Source organism: Variovorax sp. F042 (genome assembly GCF_057814215.1).
The window spans coordinates 1-394 of sequence record NZ_JBVASX010000041.1 but is presented as its reverse complement, the minus strand read 5'-3'; the positions used below and the strand labels follow the sequence as shown (position 1 = coordinate 394).

Below are 394 nucleotides of genomic sequence, written 5' to 3'. Positions count from 1 at the left end.
GCAATGCCGAACGCGCCCCCGAACCAACATGCCGCGATGCCGGCGCCACCCTGCCAGAAGCCGGCGCGGTTGACGTAGTCGCCGGGCCGCCCGATCTGCGTGGCCACCGCGCGGTCGAAGCGCACATCGACACTGGCGCTCGCTGCCATGCCGACGGCATGCCAGCCATTGCCGGTCACCCGAACACCGGGCTGATCCATGGCCACAGCCGCAAGGCACGGTTCGCCAGCCGCGTTCCAACAGCTCACGACGGCATGGCTCACGCTCGCGGCGCCCGAGCACCAGGCCTTGGTGCCGGTCAGGCGAACGCGATGGCCCTCTGTCGCGTCGAGCACCACACGCGCGTCGGGCGGCTCCGCGCACCAGGTGCCCCAGCGCGCACCCACGGGTGCGG

The 394-nt window shown here is 72.3% G+C and carries 1 pseudogene; it reads right to left on the bottom strand.

Annotated features, from left to right (window positions below):
• A pseudogene (locus tag ACZYSP_RS35300) lies at positions 1-394 on the bottom strand (acyl-CoA dehydrogenase); the annotation flags it as partial.